Here is a 20,851-nt window from a genome sequence, read left to right as displayed (position 1 = left end):
GCCGTCGCTGCGGTTCGGGGGTTTCAGTCCCACCGGTCCACGGGCTACCAGGGTATCAGCGCCTGGAGGAGATGGCTTCCGGCCACGCTCCGCAGCCGGGCGGGCACGGGGTGGTCCCGCCGGGGCCGTCACCTGCGGCCCTCGCTCGTCACACGCCACACGTGTCACCACAGGCTCGCGCCTGTCACACGGTCATCACCCGTTGGTCACTCATTCGGCCCACACGGGTTGCCCGGAGCGGCACGCAGATCATCTACGTGCGTCGTATCCTGCTCGGACACTCGCTGCCGAGCCCGGCCGGAACGACGGCACACCCCCACCAGCATCAACCGGAACAACGAGAGCGCGGCAGTTCGTTGAGCTAAGACTGTCGTGTTGCCTCAGGGCTCGGCGGACTGCTTTGCTTCACCGCTCAACGACGCACAACAACGACCCCTTGACCGCACTAGCGACAGCCCCCTGCGCGGGGGTGTGACGTGGCCGTTCGACTGGAGTTGCACGTGGCCGGGCGCATCGAAGACTACGCACTCATCGGAGACATGCAGACCGCCGCACTGGTCTGCCGGGACGGCACGGTGGACTGGCTGTGCCTGCCCCGCTTCGACTCGCATGCCATCTTCGCCGGCCTGCTGGGCACCGAGGAGCACGGCTTCTGGCGGCTCGGCCCGGCGCACGCCGCCGACGCCGAGCCGCCCTCGGCCGCCCGGCGCAGCTATCGCGGCGACTCGCTGATCCTGGAATCCGAGTGGGACACCCCGCGCGGCACGGTCCGGGTGACCGATTTCATGCCCCCGCGTGACGGCGCGCCGCAGCTGATCCGGATCGTCGAGGGGGTCACCGGCCGGGTGCCCATGCGCTCGGCGCTGCGCATGCGCTTCTCCTACGGCCGGGTGGTGCCGTGGGTGCACAAGCACGACGGACGCACGGTCGCGGTGGCCGGTCCCGACTCGGTGTGGTTCGACACGGAGGCCGAGACCTACGGAAAGGCGCTGACGACCTACGCCGACTTCACGGTCGCCCCGGGTGACCGGATCGCGTTCACCATCTCGTGGCAGCCCTCGCACAAGGAGCCGCCGCCGCTGCCGGAGCCCGAGCAGTCGCTGGAGGCGACGGAGGACTTCTGGCGGGAGTGGGTGGAGCACTGTACGTACCACGGCCCGTACCGCGAGGCGGTGGTCCGCTCCCTGATCACCCTGAAGGCCCTGACGTACGCCCCGACCGGCGGCATCGTCGCGGCCCCCACCACCTCGCTGCCCGAGGACATCGGCGGCGTCCGCAACTGGGACTACCGCTACACCTGGCTGCGCGACGCGGCGATCACGCTGTCCTCGCTGCTGCGCACCGGCTACCGCGAGGAGGCGCGCGCCTGGCGCGAGTGGCTGCTGCGCGCGGTCGCGGGCGACCCGGAGAACCTCCAGATCATGTACGGCATCGCGGGCGAGCGCGAGCTGGGCGAGGCCGAGCTGGACTGGCTGCCCGGCTACGAGAACTCCGCCCCGGTCCGGGTCGGCAACGGCGCGGCGCACCAGCTTCAGCTGGACGTGTACGGCGAGGTCACCGAGGCGCTGCACCTGGCGCACATGACGGGCCTCGCCCGTAACGACTACGCGTCCCTGCTCCAGCTGAAGCTGATCCGCTATCTGGAGGACCACTGGCAGGAGCCGGACGAGGGCATCTGGGAGGTGCGCGGCCCGCGCCGGCACTTCGTGCACTCCAAGGTGATGGCCTGGGTCGCGGTGGACCGCACCATCAAGCTGATCGAGTCCGGGGACGCGGACGGCCCGCTGGAGCGCTGGAAGGAACTGCGCGACGACATCCACCGGGACGTCTGCGAGAAGGGCTACGACAAGGAGCGCAACACCTTCACCCAGTCCTACGGCTCCCAGGAGCTGGACGCCTCGCTGCTGCTCATCCCGCAGATGGGTTTTCTGCCGCCGGACGACAAGCGGGTCATCGGCACCATCGAGGCGATCCAGCGCGAGCTGTCCACCCCGGACGGGTTCATCCTGCGGTACCCGACCGAGGGTGACGCGGCGGGCGTCGACGGTCTGCCCGGGGACGAGGGCGCCTTCCTCGCCTGCTCGTTCTGGATGGCGGACGACCTGGCGATGATCGGCCGGGTGGACGAGGCCCGCAGGCTGTTCGAGAAGCTCCTCGCGCTCCGCAACGACCTGGGCCTGCTCGCCGAGGAGTGGGACCCGCGCCTCCAGCGCCAGGTCGGCAACTTCCCGCAGGCCTTCAGCCACGTGCCGCTGATCGACACGGCCCTGCGGCTGACGGCGTCCGGGGCGTACGGCGGCTGACCGCGCCCTCGTGGGAGCCGTTCCCCCGGCTCCCACACGTGCGTGCCTAGGCTGGAAGCCGACAGCAGCCCCTGGCACGGAAGGGGGCGGCCATGGCTTCCCTCTCCACGGCGCGCACCGCCCTCGCCGCGCTGCGCGAGGATCTCGCCGGCGAGGTGTTCGCCCCGGGTGACCCGGGCTACGACGGCGCCCGGACCGTCTTCAACGCGCTGATCGACCGGCGGCCGGCCGTGATCGCGCAGTGCGCGCACGCGGGCGACGTGGTCCGCGCCGTGCGCTTCGCCCGGGACCTGGATCTGCACATCGCGGTGCGCGGCGGCGGGCACGGCGTGGCCGGGCCGGCCGTGGCCGACAACGCGCTCGTGGTGGACCTGCGCCGGATGCACTCCGTGACCGTCGACCCGGCGGCCGAGGCGGTGCGGATCGAGGGCGGGGCCACGGTGGGCCGGCTGGACCGGGCCACCCAGCCGTACGGGCTCGCGACCACCGGTGGCCGGGCCTCCGGCGTCGGGGTCGGCGGCCATGTCCTCGGCGGCGGCACCGGCTGGCTGGACCGCGCCTTCGGTCTCGCCGCCGACAACCTCATCGGGGTGGAGCTGGTGACCGCCGACGCCGCACGGGTGCACGCCAGCGCGGACGAGAACCCCGAGCTGTTCTGGGCGCTGCACGGCGGCGGGGGCAACTTCGGCATCGCGACCGCGCTCACCCTGGAGCTGCACGAACTGCCGGAGTTCCGGATCGCGCTGCTGCTCTGCCTGCCCCGGTTCGGCCCGGAGCTGGTCCGCGCCTTCCGCGAGGTGATCCGCACCGCCCCCGACGAGGCGGGCGGTGCGGTGCTGTACACGACCGGCCCGCCGGCCCGGTTCGTCCCGCCCGAGCTGGTGGGCAGGCTGCTGTGCGGCTGTCTGCTGACGTACGCGGGCGATGCGGCCGGGCTGCGCCGGCTCGCCGGGCCGCTGCTGGCGCTGCCGCACGTGGCGGAGATCGTGGGCGCCGTACCGTACGCCGATGTGCAGTGCCTGCTGGACGAGCCGCCGGGGCTGCGCAACCACTGGTCGGCGGAGTGTCTGAGCGGTCTGCCCGACGAGCTGGTGGACGTCTTCTGCGCCCACGCCGAGAGCATGCCGGTGCCGACCGGCACCCAGTACATCCTGTTCCCGCAGGGCGGAGCGGTCGCCGCGGGACCCCGGGAGTACCCGGTGCCGTACCGGGACGCGCCCTGGGTGGTGCAGCCGTTCGGCAACTGGGCGGACCCGGCCGACGACGAGCGGACGACGGCCTGGGTGCGGGCGGCGCGCGCCGGTGTACGCCCCTGGAGCACGGGGGCGGTCCCCCTCAACCTCATCGGCGACGAGGGCCCGGACCGGGTCCGGGCGGGTCTGGGCGCGGGGAACACGCTGCGGCTGGAGAAGGTGAAACGGCGGTACGACCCCGACAACGTCTTCCGCTTCAACCACAACGTGCAGCCGGTCTGACCCGCAGCTGTCCCGAGGGCGTTTTCGCAGGTAGCGTCCGCTGCATGAACAGCGGTACGGACAACGGTACGGAGCGCAGACCCGCCACGCAGGGCACCGGGATCACCGTGCAGCGGGCGCTGGAGCTGCCCGGGCTGCGCAGTGGGCTGCCGGAGATCGTGGCGGGCGCCGACCGGCTGGGCCGTACCGTGCGCTGGGTGCACGCGGGCGAGGTGCCGAACATCGCCTCGCTGCTCAAGGGCGGCGAGCTGCTGCTCACCACGGGCTACGGCCTCGGCACCCGCCCGGCCGAGCAGCGGGCGTTCGTGCGCACGCTGGCCGAGCGCGGGATCGCCGCCCTGGTGGTGGAGCTGGGCCCGCGCTTCACCCGGCTGCCGGCCGCGCTGGTGGACACCGCGCGGGCGGCCGGTCTGCCGCTGGTCCAGCTGCACCGCGAGGTGCCGTTCGTGGCGGTGACCGAGGAGATCCACACCGAGATCGTCAACGGCCACTACGCCCTGCTCCAGCGCGCGGAGGAGGTGCACCGGCGCTGTACCGAGGCGCTGCTGGGCGGTGGCGGCATCCCGCAGGTGCTGGGCATCCTGGCCGGTTTCGGCGGCAACCCGGTGTTCCTGGAGACGCCCGACGGCCGGCTGCTGTACGCGGCCGGGGAGGGGCCCGAGGGCGCGGATCCGCTCCAGGTGTGGGAGGGGCTGCGCGGGCCGCACAAGGACGCGCCGCCGCCCGCCGGTTCGGTGCTGGTGGACGTGCCGGGCGGCGGCCCCGGTACGGCGGGTTCGGTGCGGGCCCGGCTGGTGATGCTGCCGGTCCGCTCCCCGCTGGCGCCGGTGCACCGGATCGCCGCCGAGCGGGCCGCGGGGATTCTGGCCGTGGTGCTGATGCAGGCCCGGCAGGAGGAGGAGCTGGCGGCGCGCGGGCGCGGTGACTTCCTCACCGATCTCGCCGAGGGCCGGATCACCGCGGAGGACGCCCCCGCGCAGGCCCGGGTGCTCGGCTTCAAGCCCGGCGGCAGTCCGCTGCTGCCCGTGGTCATGCGGGTCGGCGATCCGCTGTCCCCCGGCGGGGGCTGGGCGGTGCTGGCCCGGGCGGTTTCCGAGGAGCTGGCCACGGTGGGCGTGCCGGTGCTGCTGGGGGTGCGGCCGGTGGAGGGCCGGGTGCTGGTGCTGCTCGGGCTGCGCTCGGAGCCGGAGCGGCCGGCGGTGGCCGACCGGGTGGCGGCGGCACTGCGGGCGGGCGTGGAGCGGGCCGGCATGCAGCGGCCGGGCGCGCCGCCGCCGGTCGTGGTGGTCGGGGTGGCGGGCGGCTGGGCGGCCGCCTCGGCCGGGCTGCGGCACGCGGCGGAGACGGCGACGGCGGCCCAGGGCCTGACCGACCGGCCCTGGTACGACGCCCGGCGCCTCGACATCGACCTGCTGCTGTGGCGGCTGCGCGACCACCCGGACCTGGCCGCCTTCGTGGACCGGGCGATCGGTCCGCTGCGCGACCACGACCACCGCTCCAAGCCGCCGCTGCTGCCGACCCTGGAAACCTATCTGGCGCACGCGGGCCGCAAGGCGGAGACGGCCCGGGAACTCCATCTCAACCGGCAGACCCTCTACAACCGCCTCGCCCGTATCGGTGAGTTGCTGGGCACCGACCTGGACGACCCGCAGACGGTCCTGGCCCTGAGTCTCGCCCTGCGCGCCCGCCGCCACGTGCCGTGAGGGGCCGTCAGGCGAGCGGCCAGGGCTGCGTCAACTCGTCGTAGACACTGAGCACTTGGGTGACCGTCTCGTCCTCGGTGGGCCAGGTGGCGGCCTGCCGTACGCCCCGCGCCCGGAGCAGTTCCCGGCGCGCCGGATCGGCGAGCAGGCGTACGACGGTGGCGGCGAGCGCGTCCGGGTCGCCGTACGGAACGAGCTCCGCGGCGTCGCCGACCAGGTCCGGGATGCCGCCGACCCGGGTGGCGACGAGCGGCACGCGCGCGTGGAGCGCCTCCTGGGCCAGCACCGACCGTGACTCCCAACTGCTGGTCAGCAGCGCCAGGTCGGCGGCGGCGAGCAGCTCGGGCACGTCCTCGCGGCGGCCGACCAGCCGTACCGGCAGCTCCTCCTCCTCGATGCGCCGTTGCAGCGCGGGGCGCAGCGGCCCGTCCCCCGCAACGACGACCAGCGGCACCGGGTCCAGGCCGCGCCAGGCACGGGCCGCGTCGAGCAGGACGTCGTAGCCGCGGTGCCGGTCGAGGGAGCCGACCGCGATCAGCAACGGGCGTTCCCCCGCGCCGAGTTCGGCGCGCACCTTGGGCCGCAGCCGGTCGGGGTCGTCATGGGTGACGGGCCGGCGCTGGCCGGGCAGGCCGACGGCGGCGAGCCGGGCGTCCCGCGCCCCGGTGCGCCGGGCCCGGTCCACCAGGTCGGAGCTGGTGCCGAGGACCACGGCCGCCGTCTTCGCCACCCGGCGCTCCAGCAGCCGCAGCAGATGCGCCCGCGCGCCCTCCGCCTCCGCCCGGTTGTGCCAGGTCACCACCAGCGGGGTGGCGCGCCGGCTGAGCGCGAGCACGGCACGGAAGGAGGCGTGCAGCCCGTGGGCGTGCACCAGGTCGGCGTCCGCGCAGGCCGCCCGGAGCGCGGCCACGGAGGCGGGGTCGCTGCTGCGCGGCACATGCACATGGGCGGCGCCGGTCCCGGTGAAGTCGTAGCGGCGGTCGGCCTCGACGGGGGCGCACACCGTCACCCGCACGCCCCTCGCCACCAGCCCCTCGGCCAGCGAGCGCACATGCGCGCTGCTGCCGGCGTTGCCTCCGCCGAGCACCTGCACGGTGCGCAGCGGCGACTGGCCGTGCGGTGCGTTGCTGCTCAGGGGGGTCACGGGGCCGGGCTCCTGGTTCGGGGGCTCACGGGGACACGAGGAAACGTACAGAAGGTAGCGGGCTCACGGAGGCGGAAGGGCACAGCCCGCGCGCCTCCCGCGCGGTCGGTTCACACCCACCGCCCGTCCGGCGTGCTGCCTCAAGCATGCCAGGGCGTACGGCCGTTCCGGGAAACCCGCGAGGGCGCACTCTGCGGCGGCCCGGGGCAATGCGCCGGAGCACGTCACCCACACGAGTGAGTGAAGCCCCGCCACGACGGAACGCGCGACGACCGCGTCCCCCCAGGTCGGAGCCCTGGGCGCGGCCCCCCGGGCCGGATCCGGCGGGGCGCGCGAACGGCGGCTCGGCCGAACGCCGGAAGCGGCACCCGAACAGCCCGGCGGCCGGCCGTCCGCGGTGCCACACGAACGGCGAATCGGCCCCCGGCCAGCGACAGCGCACGCCGGAGGCCGACCGCGCACGCCGGGAGCGCACAACGAAGAAAGGCGCGCACGAATAACCGCGCGCGCCGGTACCGCACCACACACCACCCCGACGAGACACCAGCGCGTGTGGCCAACCGGCACACGCGCCTCGGAGCGGCGCTCGCCGGCGTCCCCGGCGCCGGTGTTGCCCGGCACCGGACGAAGCGGTTCCGCTCCGCTCCCGCCTACGCGTCCGCGCGGGCCGTTGCCAGCAGTTCCTCCGCGTGGGCGCGGGCCGTCTCGGAGTCCTCCTGGCCGGCCAGCATCCGGGACAGTTCGCGGACCCGTTCCTCGCCCTCCAGGACCTTCACCCCGGACCGGGTGACCGACCCGTCGTTGGTCTTCTCCACCAGCAGCTGCCGGTCGGCGAACGCGGCGACCTGCGGCAGATGGGTGACGACCACGACCTGCGCGGTCTTGGCGAGCTTCGCCAGCCGCCGGCCGATCTCGACGGCCGCCTTGCCGCCGACACCGGCGTCGACCTCGTCGAAGAGGTACGTCGGCACGGGATCGGTGCCCGCGAAGACGACCTCCACGGCCAGCATCACGCGGGACAGCTCACCGCCGGACGCGCCCTTGGCGATGGGCCGCGGCGGGGCTCCGGGGTGCGGGGCGAGCAGCAGCTCGACCTCGTCCACACCGGACGGCCCGTAGCCGACCGTGCGCCCGCCGACCTCGACGCCCTCCGGATCCTCGGTCTGCCGGATGTCGAAGGACACGCGCGCGTGCGGCATCGCGAGCGAGGCCAGCTCGGCCGTCACCGCGGCGGCGAACCGCTCGGCGGCCTCGGTCCGCGCGTCGGTCAGCGCCTGGGCGAGCCCGCCCAGTTCGGTGCGCAGCGCGTCCCGCTCGGCGGTCAGCTCGGCGATCCGCTCGTCGTCGCCGTCCAGCTCGGTGAGCCGGGCGGCGCTCCGCTCGGCCCACGCCAGAACGGCAGCGACGTCCTCGCCGTACTTCCGGGTGAGGGCGGTGAGAGCGGCCCGCCGCTCCTCCACGGCCGCGAGCCGGCGCGGATCGGCGTCGAGGTCGTCGGCGTACCCGGCCAGCTCGCCCGCGACATCGCCGAGCAGGATCCCGATCTCGCCGATCCGGTCGGCCAGGGAGGCCAGCGCCGGATCGTGGGACCGTACGGCCTCCAGGGCCCGGTGGGCGCCCGCGACCAGCGTCGTGGCGTCGATCCCCTCGGGGTCCTCCGGATCGCCCGCGAGAGCGGCGTGTGCGGCCGTCGCGGCGGACGCCAGCGCCTCGGCGTGCCCGAGCCGCTCCGCCTCCTCGGCCAGCTCCACGTCCTCCCCGGCGCGCGGCTCCACGGCGGCGATCTCGTCCAGCCCGTACCGCAGCATGTCGGCTTCCTGCGCCCGCTCACGCGCGCGCGTGGTGATCTCCTCCAGCTCGGCGGAGACGGCCCGCAGCCGCTTGTAGGCCTCGGCGTACTTGGCGAGCGGCACGGCGACCGCGTCGCCCGCGTACCGGTCCAGCGCCTGCCGCTGCCGGGACAGCTTCAGCAGCCCTTGCTGGTCGGTCTGCCCGTGCACGGCCACCAGCTCGTCGGCCAGCTCGGCGAGCATGCCCACCGGCACGCTGCGCCCGCCCAGGTGCGCCCGGGACCGTCCCTCGGCGGAAACGGTACGGCTGATCAGCAGGGCGCCGTCGTCCAGCTCGGCCCCCGCCTCCTCGGCGCGTACGGCGACGGAGGCGTCCGCGGACACCGCGATCCGCCCCTCCACGACCGCCTTCTCGGCCCCGATCCGCACGAGCGCGGGGTCCGCCCGGCCCCCGAGCAGCAGACCCAGGCTGGTGACCACCATGGTCTTGCCCGCACCCGTCTCACCGGTGACCGCGGTGAACCCCGGCGACAGCTCGACGACGGCATCGTCGATGACCCCGAGCGACCGTATCCGCATCTCCTCCAACACGGATAAGACCTTACGAGGTCGGGGGGCGGGAGTGTGACCGACCCCGCCCCGCTTGTGTGAAGGTCCAGGTGACGCACGTCGCTGCGGCGCGCGCTGTCACCCGGGCGAGTGCAGTGCGGTCAGCCCGGGGCGGCTAGTGCAGCCCCTTGAGCAGGGCCACGCCGTCGGGCACCCCCATGCCGGTGACCGCGTCGTACCCCGTCCTCACGGGGTAGCCCACCGCGGGCGGGTGGGAGCCGTTGTCATGGCCGACCGCGATGTCGCGGCAGGCCACCTCGCCGAGCGGGCGGCCGTTGCTGCCGGTGTCGTAGAGCAGCGGGGTGAGGAAGCGCTGGCGCTTTTCCGGGGGCAGCAGGGCGTTGATCCGGGCGATCAGGGCGCCCCACAGCGGGGCGGAGGCGCTGGTGCCGCCGTTGGGCGCGGGCTGGCCGAGCAGGATCAGGTCGTAGAACGGGGGGCCCGCGAGTGCCGCGACGTCCGGCACGACCCGCCCGCGGATGCTGCCCGGGTTCAGGGAGTCGATGGTGATGCTCCGCTGGTAGGCCGGGCGGTCGAACTTGCTGGAGACCCCGCCTCCGGTGGCGCCGCCGCCGTGCGGGGTGCGGTGACCGGGCGGCTGCCACCAGGCGACCTCCTGCTGGGAGGGGTCGGCCATGGTGCCGCCGACGGCCAGCGTGAAGGGGCTGCTGCTGGGGAAGTCGACGTGGGCGCGGCCGTCCGGGATCTGGTCGCCCGAGCCGTCGTCACCGGAGGCCACGCAGACCGTGATGCCGGCGTTCGCCGCGCCCTCCAGGCGCTTGTTGATCTCCCGGAGGGCGGTGGGCGACCAGCCGTCGTCGTCCTCGCTCAGGCCCCAGCTGATCGGCACGCTCACCGGCCTGTCCGCGAGGACCTGGTCGAGCAGTTCGATCCAGCCGCGCTGGTCGAAGGTGGCGAAGTAGACGGAGATCTCCGCCGCCGGACAGAGCCCGGCGACGATCTGCACGTCCATCATCACCTCGCCCGCGGCCTCGAACGCGAACCGCTGCTCCATGGGCGGCAACTGCCGCAGGTCCTGCAACGCCCGGGGCGGGTCGAGGTTCAGGGGCACCACCTCGGCGCGCGGCACCGGCCGGTTGTGCGCCTCACAGAAGGCCCGCAGGTCGTCCTCGAAGTAGCAGCCGCCGAACTCGGCGATGCCGACCTTCTGGCCCTCCCCGTCGCCGGCCGGGAAGTTGTACAGCCGTTCCAGGTCGTCCGGTGTCATCGACCCCTGGAAGCCGTGGCCCTGGACGGACTTGCGCCGAGCCATCTGCCGCTGGTCGAGACCGAAGACACCGGTCACGATGCCTTCCAGTTCGGCGGGGATGTGGAGCTCGCCCTCGCGGCCGCGGAACTCGCCCTGGGTGACGCTGTGGTAGATGCCGAGGTCGGCCTTGAAGGCGGCGTTCATCGCGGACACCGGACCGCTGACCACGACGCTGCCCGGTTCGAGCCGGACCTGGTCGACCGAGAGGCCGTAGCGTTCGAGCACGGACCTGGTCTTGTCGGCGTCCTGGCGTCGCTCGTCAGGGATCTGGTCGGTGGGGGCCACCTTGCCGCGCAGGGTGAGGGTGACTTCCACGGGGTGCTGCGGGTCAGCGTCCCGCAGCCGGGTGGCGTCGGCCTTGGCAGGGCGGGTGCTGCCCGCCAAGGCCACGTGTTGCTCGTTCATCGTCGTCTCCTCGGAGCCGGCCTGCCGCACAGCCGGGACCGACCGGCTCGGGTCGGAAGTGGGCTACTCGGCGAGGTATATCCGGACATTGCCGGAAAAATATGCCTGGCAGGCTCTGGCCACCCGGACAGGGCACGCCCTGCCCGGGATGGAGTACGGACGACGGCCGTCGGCGACGGCTCAGTGCGGCGCTCCCCGCCAGCCCGTGGTCGGCAGCGCGAACTTCGCCACCAGCCGGTCGGTGAAGGAGGAGTGGTGCAGCCGGGCGAGCCGCACCGGCACCGCCCCCCGCCGCACCTCCACCCGCGCCCCCGGCGGCAGCTCGACCGTGCGCCGCCCGTCGCACCACAGGACGCCGGGCAGGATGTGCGGCAGCACCTCCACCGCGAGCACCGAGTCCGGGGAGGTGACCAGCGGCTTGGCGAACAGGGCGTGCGCGCTGATCGGCACCATCAGCAGCGCCTCCACCTCGGGCCACACCACGGGCCCGCCCGCGGAGAAGGCGTAGGCCGTGGACCCGGTCGGCGTGGACAGCACCACACCGTCGCAGCCGAAGCCGGTCACCGGCCGCCCGTCGATCTCCAGCACGACTTCCAGCAGCTTCTCGGCGCCCGCCTTCTGCACGGCGGCCTCGTTCAGCGCCCAGTCGGTGTGCACGATGTCCCCGTTGCGGTGCACGACGACATCGACGGTCATCCGCTCCTCGACCTCGTAGGAGCGGGCGACCACCCGGTCGACCACCCGGTCGAGGTCGTCTCGTTCGGCCTCCGCGAGGAAGCCGACCCGCCCGAGGTTGACGCCGAGCATCGGCACCCCGGAAGCCCGCGCGAACTCGGCACCGCGCAGCAGCGTGCCGTCGCCGCCGAGCACGATCAGCAGCTCACACCCGTCCAGGCTCTGCGGGGTCGCCTCCTTGACGAGGTCCACCTCGTCCGGCAGCGGCAGATCCCGTGCCTCCTCCTCCAGCACCCGCACCCCGATGCCGTGCCGCAGCAGGCCCTTGACGACGAGTTCCGCGCTGCGGATCGCCGCGGGCCGCCCGGTGTGGGCCAGCAGGAAGACAGTACGTGCCAGGTTCTGTGTCAACGCGGCCCCTCCGCCACTGCACGCTCGACGTCGGCCGGGTCCACCTCGGGTGCCCCCGCCCGCAACCAGAGAAAGTACTCGACGTTCCCCGAGGGGCCCGGCAGCGGGCTCGCGGTGACTCCCTGCACCCCGAGCCCCAGCTCCCAGGCCTTCTCGGCCACTCCCCGCACGGCCTCCGCCCGCAGCTGCGGACTCCGTACGACACCTCCGCTGCCCAGCCGCTCCTTCCCCACCTCGAACTGCGGCTTGACCATCATCACCAGGTCGGCGTCCGGCTTCACACACCGCTTCAGGGCGGGCAGCACCAGCCCGAGCGGGATGAAGGACAGATCGCCCACGACAAGATCCACAGGTTCTCCGTCGATCGCCTCCAGCGTCAACTCGCGTACGTTCGTACGGTCCTTGACGGTGACGCGTTCATCGTTCTGGAGCGACCAGGCGAGCTGTCCGTATCCGACGTCCACGGCGACGACATGCGCGGCGCCCGCGCGCAGCAGCACATCGGTGAAGCCGCCGGTGGACGCGCCGGCGTCCAGCGCACGCCGGCCCTTCACCACGAGCCCCTGCGGCACGAAGGCCTCGAGCGCCCCGGCGAGCTTGTGCCCGCCCCGGGAGACGTAGTCGGGATCGCTGTCGTCGGACCGCACCACGATCGCGGCGGCGGTCTCCACCTGTGTGGCCGGCTTGGTCGCCACGGTCCTGCCGACGGTGACCCGCCCGGCGGCGATCAGCTGGCTGGCATGCTCACGCGAGCGCGCGAGCTTCCGGCGGACCAGCTCCGCGTCCAGACGGCGACGTGCGACTCCTGCCACGGTGGGTTCAGCTCCTGTGTTGGTACGACGGTGACGGGACCGGGGGTCCCTGGCGGGCGTCGAGCGCGTCGAGCGCGTCGCGCAGCCCCTGGTGTACATCCTCGTACACCTCGAGGTGTCCGTCGGTGGCGAGGTGGTCGGCGTCGGCCAGCCGCTCCAGCCGGGCGTCGACCCGGGCGTCGCCGGTGGGGGTGCGCGGGACGTTCAGGGGGGCGGGCGCGGCGGGTTCGTACGCCTCTTCCGCCCCCTCCTCCGCCTCCGCCGGATACTCCGTCTGCGGAACCGAGTCGCTCATGCCCAGACGCTACCCCGAACCGCTGGGGTACGGTCGGTGGCGATGGCCACGATCGAGGAGTGCCGCGCCGCACTGGGAAAGCTTTCGGACAACATGCAGGGGGCCGAGGGCGACGTCCGCGCGGCCGCCGCCCTGGACCGCACGGTGAGCTGCCACATCACCGACCTGGACGTCACCTTCGCCGGCCGCATGACGGGCGGCCGGATCGAGGTGGACGAGACACTGCCCGGTCCGCCGCGCGAGCGGGCCCAGATCAGGCTCGTCCTGGCCGGCGACGACCTGGTGGCCCTGGTGGACGGGGAGCTGAACTTCGCGACCGCCTGGGGCAAGGGCCGGGTGCGGCTGGAGGCGAGCCTGCTGGACCTGTTCCGGCTCAGGAAGCTGCTGTGACGCGCTCCGCGCGCGCCCTGCGGGCCGCCGGCACGATCAGCGGGGTGCCGGTCTCCGGATCGTCGATGACCTGACAGCGCAGTCCGAAGACCTCCTCCACCAGCTCGGCGGTGACGATGTCCTTCGGGGCGCCCTCGGCGATCACCCTGCCGCCGCGCAGGGCGATGAGATGGGTGGCGTAGCGGGCCGCGTGGTTCAGGTCGTGCAGCACCGCCACCAGCGTCCGCCCCTGGGTCTCGTGCAGCTCCGCGCACAGGTCGAGGACGTCGATCTGGTGCTGGATGTCGAGATAGGTGGTCGGCTCGTCCAGGAGCAGCAGCGGGGTCTGCTGGGCGAGCGCCATGGCGATCCACACCCGCTGCCGCTGGCCGCCGGACAGCTCGTCCACGTACCGGTCGGCCAGCTCGGCGACACCGGTCTGGGCCATCGACTCCTGGACCACCCGCTCGTCCTCGGTGGACCACTGGCGCAGCAGTCCCTGGTGCGGGTAGCGGCCCCGGCCGACGAGATCGGCGACCGTGATGCCGTCGGGCGCGATGGACGACTGCGGGAGCAGCCCGAGCGTGCGCGCGACGTTCTTCGCCGGCATCGACTGGATGGCCTGCCCGTCGAGCAGCACCCGGCCTTGGCTGGGCCTGAGCATCCGGGACAGCGCCCGCAGCAGCGTCGACTTGCCGCAGGCGTTCGGGCCGACGATCACCGTGAAGGACTGGTCCGGGATCTCCACCGAGAGCTGTTCGGCGATGACGCGCTGGTCGTAGGCGAGGGTGACGTTCTCGGCGGACAGCCGGCTCACGGTGCTCCTTGGGGTGTTCGAGGGGGTGCCGCTCATATCCGGCCCGCCCGGCGCTCGGTGACCAGCAGCCACAGCAGATAGGCGCCGCCGACGACGCCGGTGACCACGCCGACCGGCAGCTGGTCGGCGCCGAAGGCCAGCTGGGAGGCCCAGTCGGCGGCGACCAGCAGGGCGCCGCCCATGCAGAGCGAGGGCACCAGATTGGGTCCCGGGGAGCGGGTCAGCCGACGGGCGAGCTGGGGCGCGGTGAGCGCGACGAAGCTGACCGGGCCGGCGGCGGCGGTGGCGGCCGCGGTGAGCAGGACGGCGCAGACCAGCAGCACCATCCGGACCCGCTGCACCCGCACCCCGAGGGCACTGGAGACGTCGTCGCCCATCTCCATCATCCGCAGGCCGCGCGCGTGGACGAGGACCAGCGGGAGGAGGACCGCGCACAGCGCGAGCAGCGGCCACACCTGGGTCCAGTCACGGCCGGCCAGCGAGCCGGTCATCCACACGATGGCGCGGGCCGCGTCCATCAGGTCGGCCTTGGTCAGCAGATAGCCGTTGACCGCGGTGACGATCGCGGAGACACCGATCCCGACCAGGACCAGCCGATAGCCGTGCACTCCGCGCTTCCAGGCGAGCAGATAGATCGCGAGCCCGGTCGCCAGACCGCCGGCCAGCGCCCCCAGGGTGACCTCGGTGGCGCTGCCGGACATCAGCACGATCACCACCAGCGCGCCGGCCGTCGAGCCCTGGGAGAGACCGAGCACGTCCGGACTGCCCAGCGGATTGCGCGAGATGGCCTGGAACAGCGCCCCGCCGAGCCCGAGCGAGGCACCGACCAGCAGGCCGACCAGCACCCGCGGCAGCCGCAGCTCGTTGACGATGAAGTCCTGGTACGCGGTGCCGTTCCCGGCGAGGGTCCGCAGGACGTCGCCCGCGGGGATCTGCGCGTCGCCGGTGCCGATCAGCGCGACCCCGGCGGCGCCCGCGGCCACCAGCAGCAGGACGACGACGGTCAGGGCCCGCAGGTCCAGGCGCAGGGAGAACCCGCCGGGGGTGCGCACCGCCCGGTGCGGGGAGCGGGTCTTCACAGCTGGGCCGTCCTTCGCCGTCGTACGAGAAAGATGAAGACCGGGCCGCCGATCAGCGCGGTGACGATGCCGACCTGCAACTCGGCGGGGCGGGCCACGACCCGGCCGATCACATCGGCGCCGAGCAGCAGCACGGGCGACAGGACGGTGGCGTACGGCAGGATCCAGCGCAGGTCGGGGCCGGTGAAGGAGCGCACCGCGTGCGGCACCATCAGGCCGACGAAGGCGATCGGACCGCAGGCGGCGGTGGCCGCCCCGCACAGCAGCACGGCGGCCAGCATGGCCAGGGCGCGGGTGCGGCCGAGGCCGGCGCCGAGCGCACGGGCGGTGTCGTCGCCCATCTCGACCGCGTTGAGCGGCCGGGCCAGGGCCAGCGCGAGGACCATGCCGACCGCCAGGAACGGCAGCACCTGCACGATGGTGGCGTCGGAGGCCGAGGCCAGCGAACCCACCGTCCAGAAGCGCATCCTGGCGAGCGCGGCGTCGTCCAGGATCATCGCCGCCTGGAGATAGCCGTACAGGGCCGTGCTGATCGCCGTACCCGCCAGGGCGAGCCGCACCGGGGTGGCGCCCCGGCTGCCGCCGAGGAACCACACCAGCGCGCCGACCACCGCCGCGCCGAGAAAGGCGAACCACACATAGCCGGTGAGGCTGGTGACGCCGAAGTAGGTGATGGCCGTGACGACGGCCGCCGAGGCGCCCGCGTTGATGCCGAGCAGCCCGGGGTCGGCCAGCGGGTTGCGGGTGAGCGCCTGGAGCACCGCGCCCGCGAGACCGAGCGCGGCACCGGCGAGCAGTCCGAGGACCGTACGGGAGAGCCGCTCGTCCACGACGACGTCACCGTAGGTCCCCGTGTCCTGGAACAGGCCGTGCCAGACCTGGTCCGGCGACAGGGCTTTCGCGCCGATCGCGATGCTCGCCAGGGCGACGAGCAGCAGGACCACCACGGAGAGCAGGAGCCCAAGGGCCCGTGCGGCTCGGCGGGTTGGGGGCGCGGCTGCGGTCTCCGCGCGCGGTTCCGGAGGACTGTCGACCAACACGAGGTTAGGTTAGCCTACCCTCGCTACGATCTCGATCCCCGGTTCTCCTCAGAGCCCCAGCCGCGCCAGCGCCTTCCCCGCGTCCAGCGCACACGAGCCGTCCCCGGCCGCCGTCCAGGCCGCCGCGCACAGCGCCCGCAGCCCGTCCAGCGCCTCGCCGTCGCCGTCCAGCTCCAGCCGGCCGGCCCGCGCCGCCGCCGTGAACCCGCCGCAGCGGAAACCGTCGCCCTCGGCGTCGACCACCGGCTGCCCGGTGAGCAGCCCGCGCAGATCGGCGTCCACATACGTCGGCCGGTGCTGCGGCGGCGCCGCGAGCAGCCGGGCGCCGTCGGTGACACCGGTCAGCACCAGCAGCGAGTCCACCTCGCCGTTGAACGCGCCCTCGATGTCCGTGTCCAGCCGGTCCCCCACCACCAGCGGGCGCCGCGCACCGGTCCGGATGACGGTCTCCCGGTGCATCGGCGGCAGCGGCTTGCCCGCCACCTGCGGCTCCTTGCCCGTCGCGATCCGTACGACCTCCACCGCCGCACCGTTGCCCGGCGCGATCCCGCGCCCGCTCGGAATCGTCAGGTCGGTGTTGGACGCGAACCACGGCACCCCGCGCGCTACCGCGTACGACGCCTCCGCGAACCGGCCCCAGGTCAGCTCCGGACCGCCGTACCCCTGCACGACCGCCGCCGGGTCGTCGTCCGCCGAGTCCACCGGGACCAGCCCCCGCTCGCGCAGCGCCACCCGCAGCCCCTCACCACCGATCACCAGCACCCGCGCCCCCGCCGGCACCTGCTCGGCGATCAGCCGGGCGACGGCCTGCGCGGAGGTGATCACGTCGTCCGCCCCCGTCGGTATGCCCAGCTCCGTCAGGTGCTCGGCCACGGTGTCCGGCGTGCGCAGCGCGTTGTTGGTCACATAGGCCAGGTGCATGCCGCCCGAGCGGGCCGCCGCCAGCGAGTCGACCGCGTGCGCGATCGCCTCCCCGCCCGCGTACACCACCCCGTCCAGGTCCAGCAGCGCCGTGTCGTACGCCTCGCTCAGGGGCCGCTCGCTGCCCGCGGGCCGTGTCCTCGCACCCTGGCTCATATCCGCATCGCTCCTCGTACTCGCTTTTCCATCCGATCATCCCGCATGCCACTGACACACGTACGATGCCGGGATGAACACTGCAGGTCACTCGGAAGCAACGGCGCGCCGAGGCCTGGAACTCACCCCGTTCCGAGGCCTTCGCTACGACCCCGACCGGGTCGGCAGCCTCGCCTCCGTCACCTCACCGCCGTACGACGTCGTGGTACGGCCCGACGGGGTGCACCACCTTCAGTCGGCCGACCCGCACAACATCGTCCGGCTCATCCTGCCCCAGGCCGGCACCCCGAGTGCCCGCACCGAGCAGGCGGCCGACACCCTGCGCCGCTGGCTGGACGAGGGCATCCTCACCGCGGACGCGGAGCCCGGCCTGTACGTCTACGAGCAGCGCGACGGCAACGGCATGCTCCAGCGCGGCGTCATCGGCACCCTGCGGATCTCGGCCCCCGACGAGGGCCTGGTGCTGCCGCACGAGGACGTCATGCCGCCCGTGGTCGCCGACCGCGCGGCCCTGATGCGCGCCACGCGCGCGAACCTGGAGCCGCTGCTGCTGTCCTACCGCGGCGACGGCACGGCCGCCGAGGTCGTCGACCGCACCGTGCAGCGCCCGCCACTGCTCTCCACGACCACCGAGGACGGCTTCCACCACGCCCTCTGGTCGGTCACCGACCCCGCCGACCTGGCCCGCATCCAGTCCGACCTGGCCCAGCGCCAGGCGCTGATCGCCGACGGCCACCACCGCTGGGCCACCTACCTCCGGCTGCGCGCCGAGCACCCCTCCCCCAGCCCCTGGGACTACGGCCTGGTCCTGCTGGTCGACACCGCCCGCTACCCGCTGCGCGTCCGCGCCATCCACCGTCTGCTGCACGGCCTGCCGATCGCGGACGCCCTGGCGGCGGTCGACGGCCTGTTCCGTGTACGACCCCTCGCCGTGCCGCTGCCCGAGGCCCTGGAGGCGCTGGCGGACGCCTCCTGTGCCGGCAACGCCTTCCTGCTGGCCGGTGACGGCGCCTTCCATCTGCTCGACGAGCCCGACCCCGAGCTGCTGGCCCGCACGATCCCGGCCGACCGCCCGGCCGCCTGGCGCTCCCTGGACGCCACCGTCCTGCACTCCACGCTGCTGGAGCACGTCTGGGGCATCCCCGAGGACTCCCCCGCACACATCGCCTACATACACGACACCGCCGCCACGGTCCGCAAGGCGGAACGCGACGGCGGTACGGCCGTGCTCATGCACCCGGTCCGCGAGGACGTGGTGCGCGAACTGGCCCAGCAGGGCGTGACCATGCCCGGCAAGTCGACGTCGTTCGGCCCGAAGCCGGCCACCGGACTGGTCCTGCGCGCCCTCGACATCTGAAGCCCCCTCGACGCAGAAGAGGGCAGGTCCACCAGGGGACCTGCCCTCTTCTCACAGACTGCTCAGGCCGTCCGGCCCGACGTCAGTCCTGCTGACCCTCGGAGCCCTCAGCGGGCTGCGCGGCCTCGTCCTTCGGCTCGCTCTCGCCCTCGCCCTCGGTCTCGCCTTCGCTCTCGTCCAGCGCGTCGACGAACTCCACGCCGTCCAGCTCGGCGAGCCGGTCGGAGGCGTCCGTGCTGCCGTCCCGGTCGGCCTCCACGGCCTTGGCGAACCACTCGCGCGCCTCGTCCTGCCGGCCGACGGCGAGCAGGGCGTCGGCGTAGGCGTAACGCAGCCGCGCGGTCCAGGGCTGGACCGCGTTGGAGGCCAGCTCGGGGCTCTGCAGGGTGACGATGGCCGCGTCCAGCTGGCCCATGTCACGCCGGGCACCGGCCGCGACGAGCCGCATCTCCACCTGGCCGGCCTTGTCCAGCTTGTGCACCTCGGGGGCACCGGCCATGTCCAGCGCCTTCTCCGGCCGCCCGAGCCCACGCTCGCAGTCGGCCATCACCGGCCACAGCTCCGCAGACCCGGTCATCCGACGGGCGGCCCGGAACTCTGCCAGGGCCTCGGAGTACTTCTGGTTGGCGTACGCGGCGAAGCCGGCGGCCTCCCGTACGGCGGCCACACGCGAGGCCAGCCGCAGGGCCACCCTGGAGTAGCCGTACGCGCCCTCGGGGTCCTCGTCGATGAGCCGGGCGACCATCACCAGGTTCTTGGCGACGTCCTCCGCGAGCGTCTTGGGCAGGCTCTGGAGCTCCTGCCGCACGTCCTTGTCGATCTCGTCGCCGGTGACGTCCTCCGGGATCGGCAGCCGCTTGATCGGCTCGCGGTCCCGGTCACGGTCCCTGTCGCGGTCCCGGTGGTCCCGCTGGTCGCGGAAGCGGCCGCCACCACCGCGGCGGTCATCGCGCCGGTCGTCACGCCGGTCGTCACGACCGCGGAAGCCACCGGGCCGACCACCACGGTCGTCCCTACGGCCGCCACCGCTGAAGCCACCACGGTCACCACCACGGTCACCGCGGTCGCCGTAACCTCGGCGGTCGTCACGCCGGTCGTCACGACCGCGGAAGCCACCGCGCTCGTCACCACGGCGGTCGTCACGCCGGTCGTCGCGACGGTCATCCCGTCGGTCGTCGCGACGGTCGTCGCGGCGGTCGTCGCGGCGGAAGGCGGGGCGCTCACCGCGGTCGTCACGGCGGAAGCCGCGGTCGCCACCGCGCTCGTCACGGCCGCGGAAGCCACCGCGGTCGTCGCCCCGGCGGTCGTCCCGGCGGTCGTCCCGCTGGAAGGCCGGACGCGAACCCCGGTCGCCCTCACGGCGGTAGCCACCACCGCGGCTGTCATCCCGCCGGAAACCGCCCCGCTCACCACGGTCGCGGTCATCACGACGATCGTCACGGCGGTCGTCCCGGCCACGGTAGCCGCCACGCTCGTCGCGGCGGTCGTCGCGACGGTCATCCCGTCGGTCGTCACGCCGGCCGAAGCCGCCGCGGTCATCCCGTCGGTCATCCCGTCGGTCGTCGCGACGGTCGTCGCGGCGGAAGGCGGGGCGCTCACCGCGGTCGTCACGGCGGAAGCCGCGGTCGCCACCGCGCTCGTCACGGCCGCGGAAGCCACCGCGGTCGTCGCCCCGGCGGTCGTCCCGGCGGTCGTCCCGCTGGAAGGCCGGACGCGAACCCCGGTCGCCCTCACGGCGGTAGCCACCACCGCGGCTGTCATCCCGCCGGAAACCGCCCCGCTCACCACGGTCACGGTCATCACGACGATCGTCACGGCGGTCGTCACGGCGGTCATCGCGCCGGCCGAAGCCGCCGCGGTTGTCGTCACGCCGACCGTAGCCACCACGGTCGCTGTCACGACGGTCGTTGTCACGGCGGAACCCGCCGCGGTCGCCACGGTCACCGCGGTCGCCGCGGTATCCACCACGGTCACCACTGTCCCGTCGCCGCTGGTCGCGCTCCGGTCGGTCGTCGGGAGAGTTGGTGGACATGGTGACTCCTGTCTTCGGTACCGCAAGCATTGTAAAAAGAAAAGGACCCTTGGTCCCAGCTGAACGCTGGGACCAAGGGTCCTTCCAAAGATTGTTCGGCGGTGTCCTACTCTCCCACAGGGTCCCCCCTGCAGTACCATCGGCGCTGTGAGGCTTAGCTTCCGGGTTCGGAATGTAACCGGGCGTTT

Annotated in this window: 17 protein-coding genes and 1 rRNA gene; 6 read left to right on the top strand and 12 right to left on the bottom strand. The window is 73.6% G+C overall.

Features of this window, described 5'->3' with window-relative positions; translation table 11 throughout:
* The first annotated feature begins 500 nt into the window (after positions 1-500).
* The 3 genes from ACWCV9_RS07595 to ACWCV9_RS07585 all read left to right on the top strand — a co-directional run bounded on the left by ACWCV9_RS07595 (position 501) and on the right by ACWCV9_RS07585 (position 5,481).
* The gene (locus ACWCV9_RS07595) at positions 501-2,303 is read left to right on the top strand and encodes a glycoside hydrolase family 15 protein (RefSeq protein ID WP_450784728.1); all 1,803 of its coding nucleotides are present in this window, start codon (positions 501-503) and stop codon (positions 2,301-2,303) included.
* Between the two features lie 92 nt (positions 2,304-2,395).
* On the top strand, positions 2,396-3,778 hold the full coding sequence (locus ACWCV9_RS07590; protein WP_450784727.1) for an FAD-binding oxidoreductase: 1,383 nt from the start codon (positions 2,396-2,398) through the stop codon (positions 3,776-3,778).
* Positions 3,779-3,822: 44 nt separating this feature from the next.
* Positions 3,823-5,481, top strand: coding sequence for a PucR family transcriptional regulator (locus tag ACWCV9_RS07585; protein WP_450784726.1), 1,659 nt, complete (start codon positions 3,823-3,825; stop codon positions 5,479-5,481).
* 7 nt (positions 5,482-5,488) lie between these two features.
* Here the strand turns inward: ACWCV9_RS07585 and ACWCV9_RS07580 are convergent, their stop codons facing one another.
* The 6 genes from ACWCV9_RS07580 to ACWCV9_RS07555 all read right to left on the bottom strand — a co-directional run bounded on the left by ACWCV9_RS07580 (position 5,489) and on the right by ACWCV9_RS07555 (position 12,892).
* Positions 5,489-6,625, bottom strand: coding sequence for a glycosyltransferase family 4 protein (locus tag ACWCV9_RS07580; protein WP_450784725.1), 1,137 nt, complete (start codon positions 6,623-6,625; stop codon positions 5,489-5,491).
* 650 nt (positions 6,626-7,275) lie between these two features.
* On the bottom strand, positions 7,276-8,994 hold the full coding sequence (recN, locus tag ACWCV9_RS07575; RefSeq protein ID WP_450785233.1) for a DNA repair protein RecN: 1,719 nt from the start codon (positions 8,992-8,994) through the stop codon (positions 7,276-7,278).
* A 145-nt stretch (positions 8,995-9,139) separates the two neighbouring features.
* The gene (locus ACWCV9_RS07570; RefSeq protein WP_450784724.1) at positions 9,140-10,699 is read right to left on the bottom strand and encodes a S53 family peptidase; all 1,560 of its coding nucleotides are present in this window, start codon (positions 10,697-10,699) and stop codon (positions 9,140-9,142) included.
* A 180-nt stretch (positions 10,700-10,879) separates the two neighbouring features.
* Positions 10,880-11,785, bottom strand: a complete 906-nt coding sequence (locus ACWCV9_RS07565; protein WP_450784723.1) for an NAD kinase — start codon at positions 11,783-11,785, stop codon at positions 10,880-10,882.
* A complete protein-coding gene (locus ACWCV9_RS07560) occupies positions 11,782-12,597 on the bottom strand; it encodes a TlyA family RNA methyltransferase (RefSeq protein ID WP_385846498.1) in 816 nt (271 codons plus the stop codon). Before ACWCV9_RS07560 ends, ACWCV9_RS07565 begins: the two co-directional genes overlap by 4 nt.
* Before the next feature lie 7 nt (positions 12,598-12,604).
* The gene (locus tag ACWCV9_RS07555) at positions 12,605-12,892 is read right to left on the bottom strand and encodes a hypothetical protein (RefSeq protein WP_450784722.1); all 288 of its coding nucleotides are present in this window, start codon (positions 12,890-12,892) and stop codon (positions 12,605-12,607) included.
* 42 nt (positions 12,893-12,934) lie between these two features.
* Between ACWCV9_RS07555 and ACWCV9_RS07550 the strand changes: the two genes are divergently transcribed.
* Positions 12,935-13,282, top strand: a complete 348-nt coding sequence (locus ACWCV9_RS07550; protein WP_450784721.1) for a sterol-binding protein — start codon at positions 12,935-12,937, stop codon at positions 13,280-13,282.
* Here the strand turns inward: ACWCV9_RS07550 and ACWCV9_RS07545 are convergent.
* Genes ACWCV9_RS07545 through ACWCV9_RS07530 form a run of 4 tightly spaced genes read right to left on the bottom strand, consistent with a single transcriptional unit; the run spans position 13,266 to position 17,274 of the window.
* Positions 13,266-14,114, bottom strand: a complete 849-nt coding sequence (locus ACWCV9_RS07545) for an ABC transporter ATP-binding protein (protein ID WP_450784720.1) — start codon at positions 14,112-14,114, stop codon at positions 13,266-13,268. The genes ACWCV9_RS07550 and ACWCV9_RS07545 overlap by 17 nt on opposite strands.
* On the bottom strand, positions 14,111-15,157 hold the full coding sequence (locus ACWCV9_RS07540; protein WP_450784719.1) for a FecCD family ABC transporter permease: 1,047 nt from the start codon (positions 15,155-15,157) through the stop codon (positions 14,111-14,113). The genes ACWCV9_RS07545 and ACWCV9_RS07540 overlap by 4 nt, the downstream gene beginning before the upstream one ends.
* A complete protein-coding gene (locus ACWCV9_RS07535; protein ID WP_450784718.1) occupies positions 15,154-16,197 on the bottom strand; it encodes a FecCD family ABC transporter permease in 1,044 nt (347 codons plus the stop codon). The genes ACWCV9_RS07540 and ACWCV9_RS07535 overlap by 4 nt, the downstream gene beginning before the upstream one ends.
* Before the next feature lie 48 nt (positions 16,198-16,245).
* On the bottom strand, positions 16,246-17,274 hold the full coding sequence (locus ACWCV9_RS07530; protein ID WP_450784717.1) for an HAD hydrolase-like protein: 1,029 nt from the start codon (positions 17,272-17,274) through the stop codon (positions 16,246-16,248).
* Positions 17,275-17,347: 73 nt separating this feature from the next.
* On the opposite strand from ACWCV9_RS07530, the gene ACWCV9_RS07525 reads away from it, so the two are divergent.
* Positions 17,348-18,631 carry a DUF1015 domain-containing protein gene (locus tag ACWCV9_RS07525; RefSeq protein WP_450784716.1) on the top strand — a complete coding sequence of 428 codons (1,284 nt, stop codon included), beginning with the start codon at positions 17,348-17,350 and terminating at the stop codon, positions 18,629-18,631.
* An 82-nt stretch (positions 18,632-18,713) separates the two neighbouring features.
* On the opposite strand, the gene ACWCV9_RS07520 is transcribed toward ACWCV9_RS07525, so the two are convergent.
* Positions 18,714-19,484: a hypothetical protein gene (locus ACWCV9_RS07520; RefSeq protein ID WP_450785232.1), complete on the bottom strand. Its 771-nt coding sequence runs from the start codon at positions 19,482-19,484 to the stop codon at positions 18,714-18,716.
* 48 nt (positions 19,485-19,532) lie between these two features.
* Here ACWCV9_RS07520 and ACWCV9_RS07515 point away from each other — a divergent pair, with 48 nt between their 5' ends.
* Positions 19,533-20,726 carry a hypothetical protein gene (locus tag ACWCV9_RS07515; protein WP_450785246.1) on the top strand — a complete coding sequence of 398 codons (1,194 nt, stop codon included), beginning with the start codon at positions 19,533-19,535 and terminating at the stop codon, positions 20,724-20,726.
* Between the two features lie 30 nt (positions 20,727-20,756).
* Here the strand turns inward: ACWCV9_RS07515 and rrf are convergent.
* Positions 20,757-20,851 (bottom strand): 5S ribosomal RNA (gene rrf, locus ACWCV9_RS07510); the annotation flags it as partial.

Source organism: Streptomyces sp. NPDC001606 (assembly GCF_053596835.1).
This window is presented reverse-complemented; position numbering and strand designations above follow the sequence as displayed.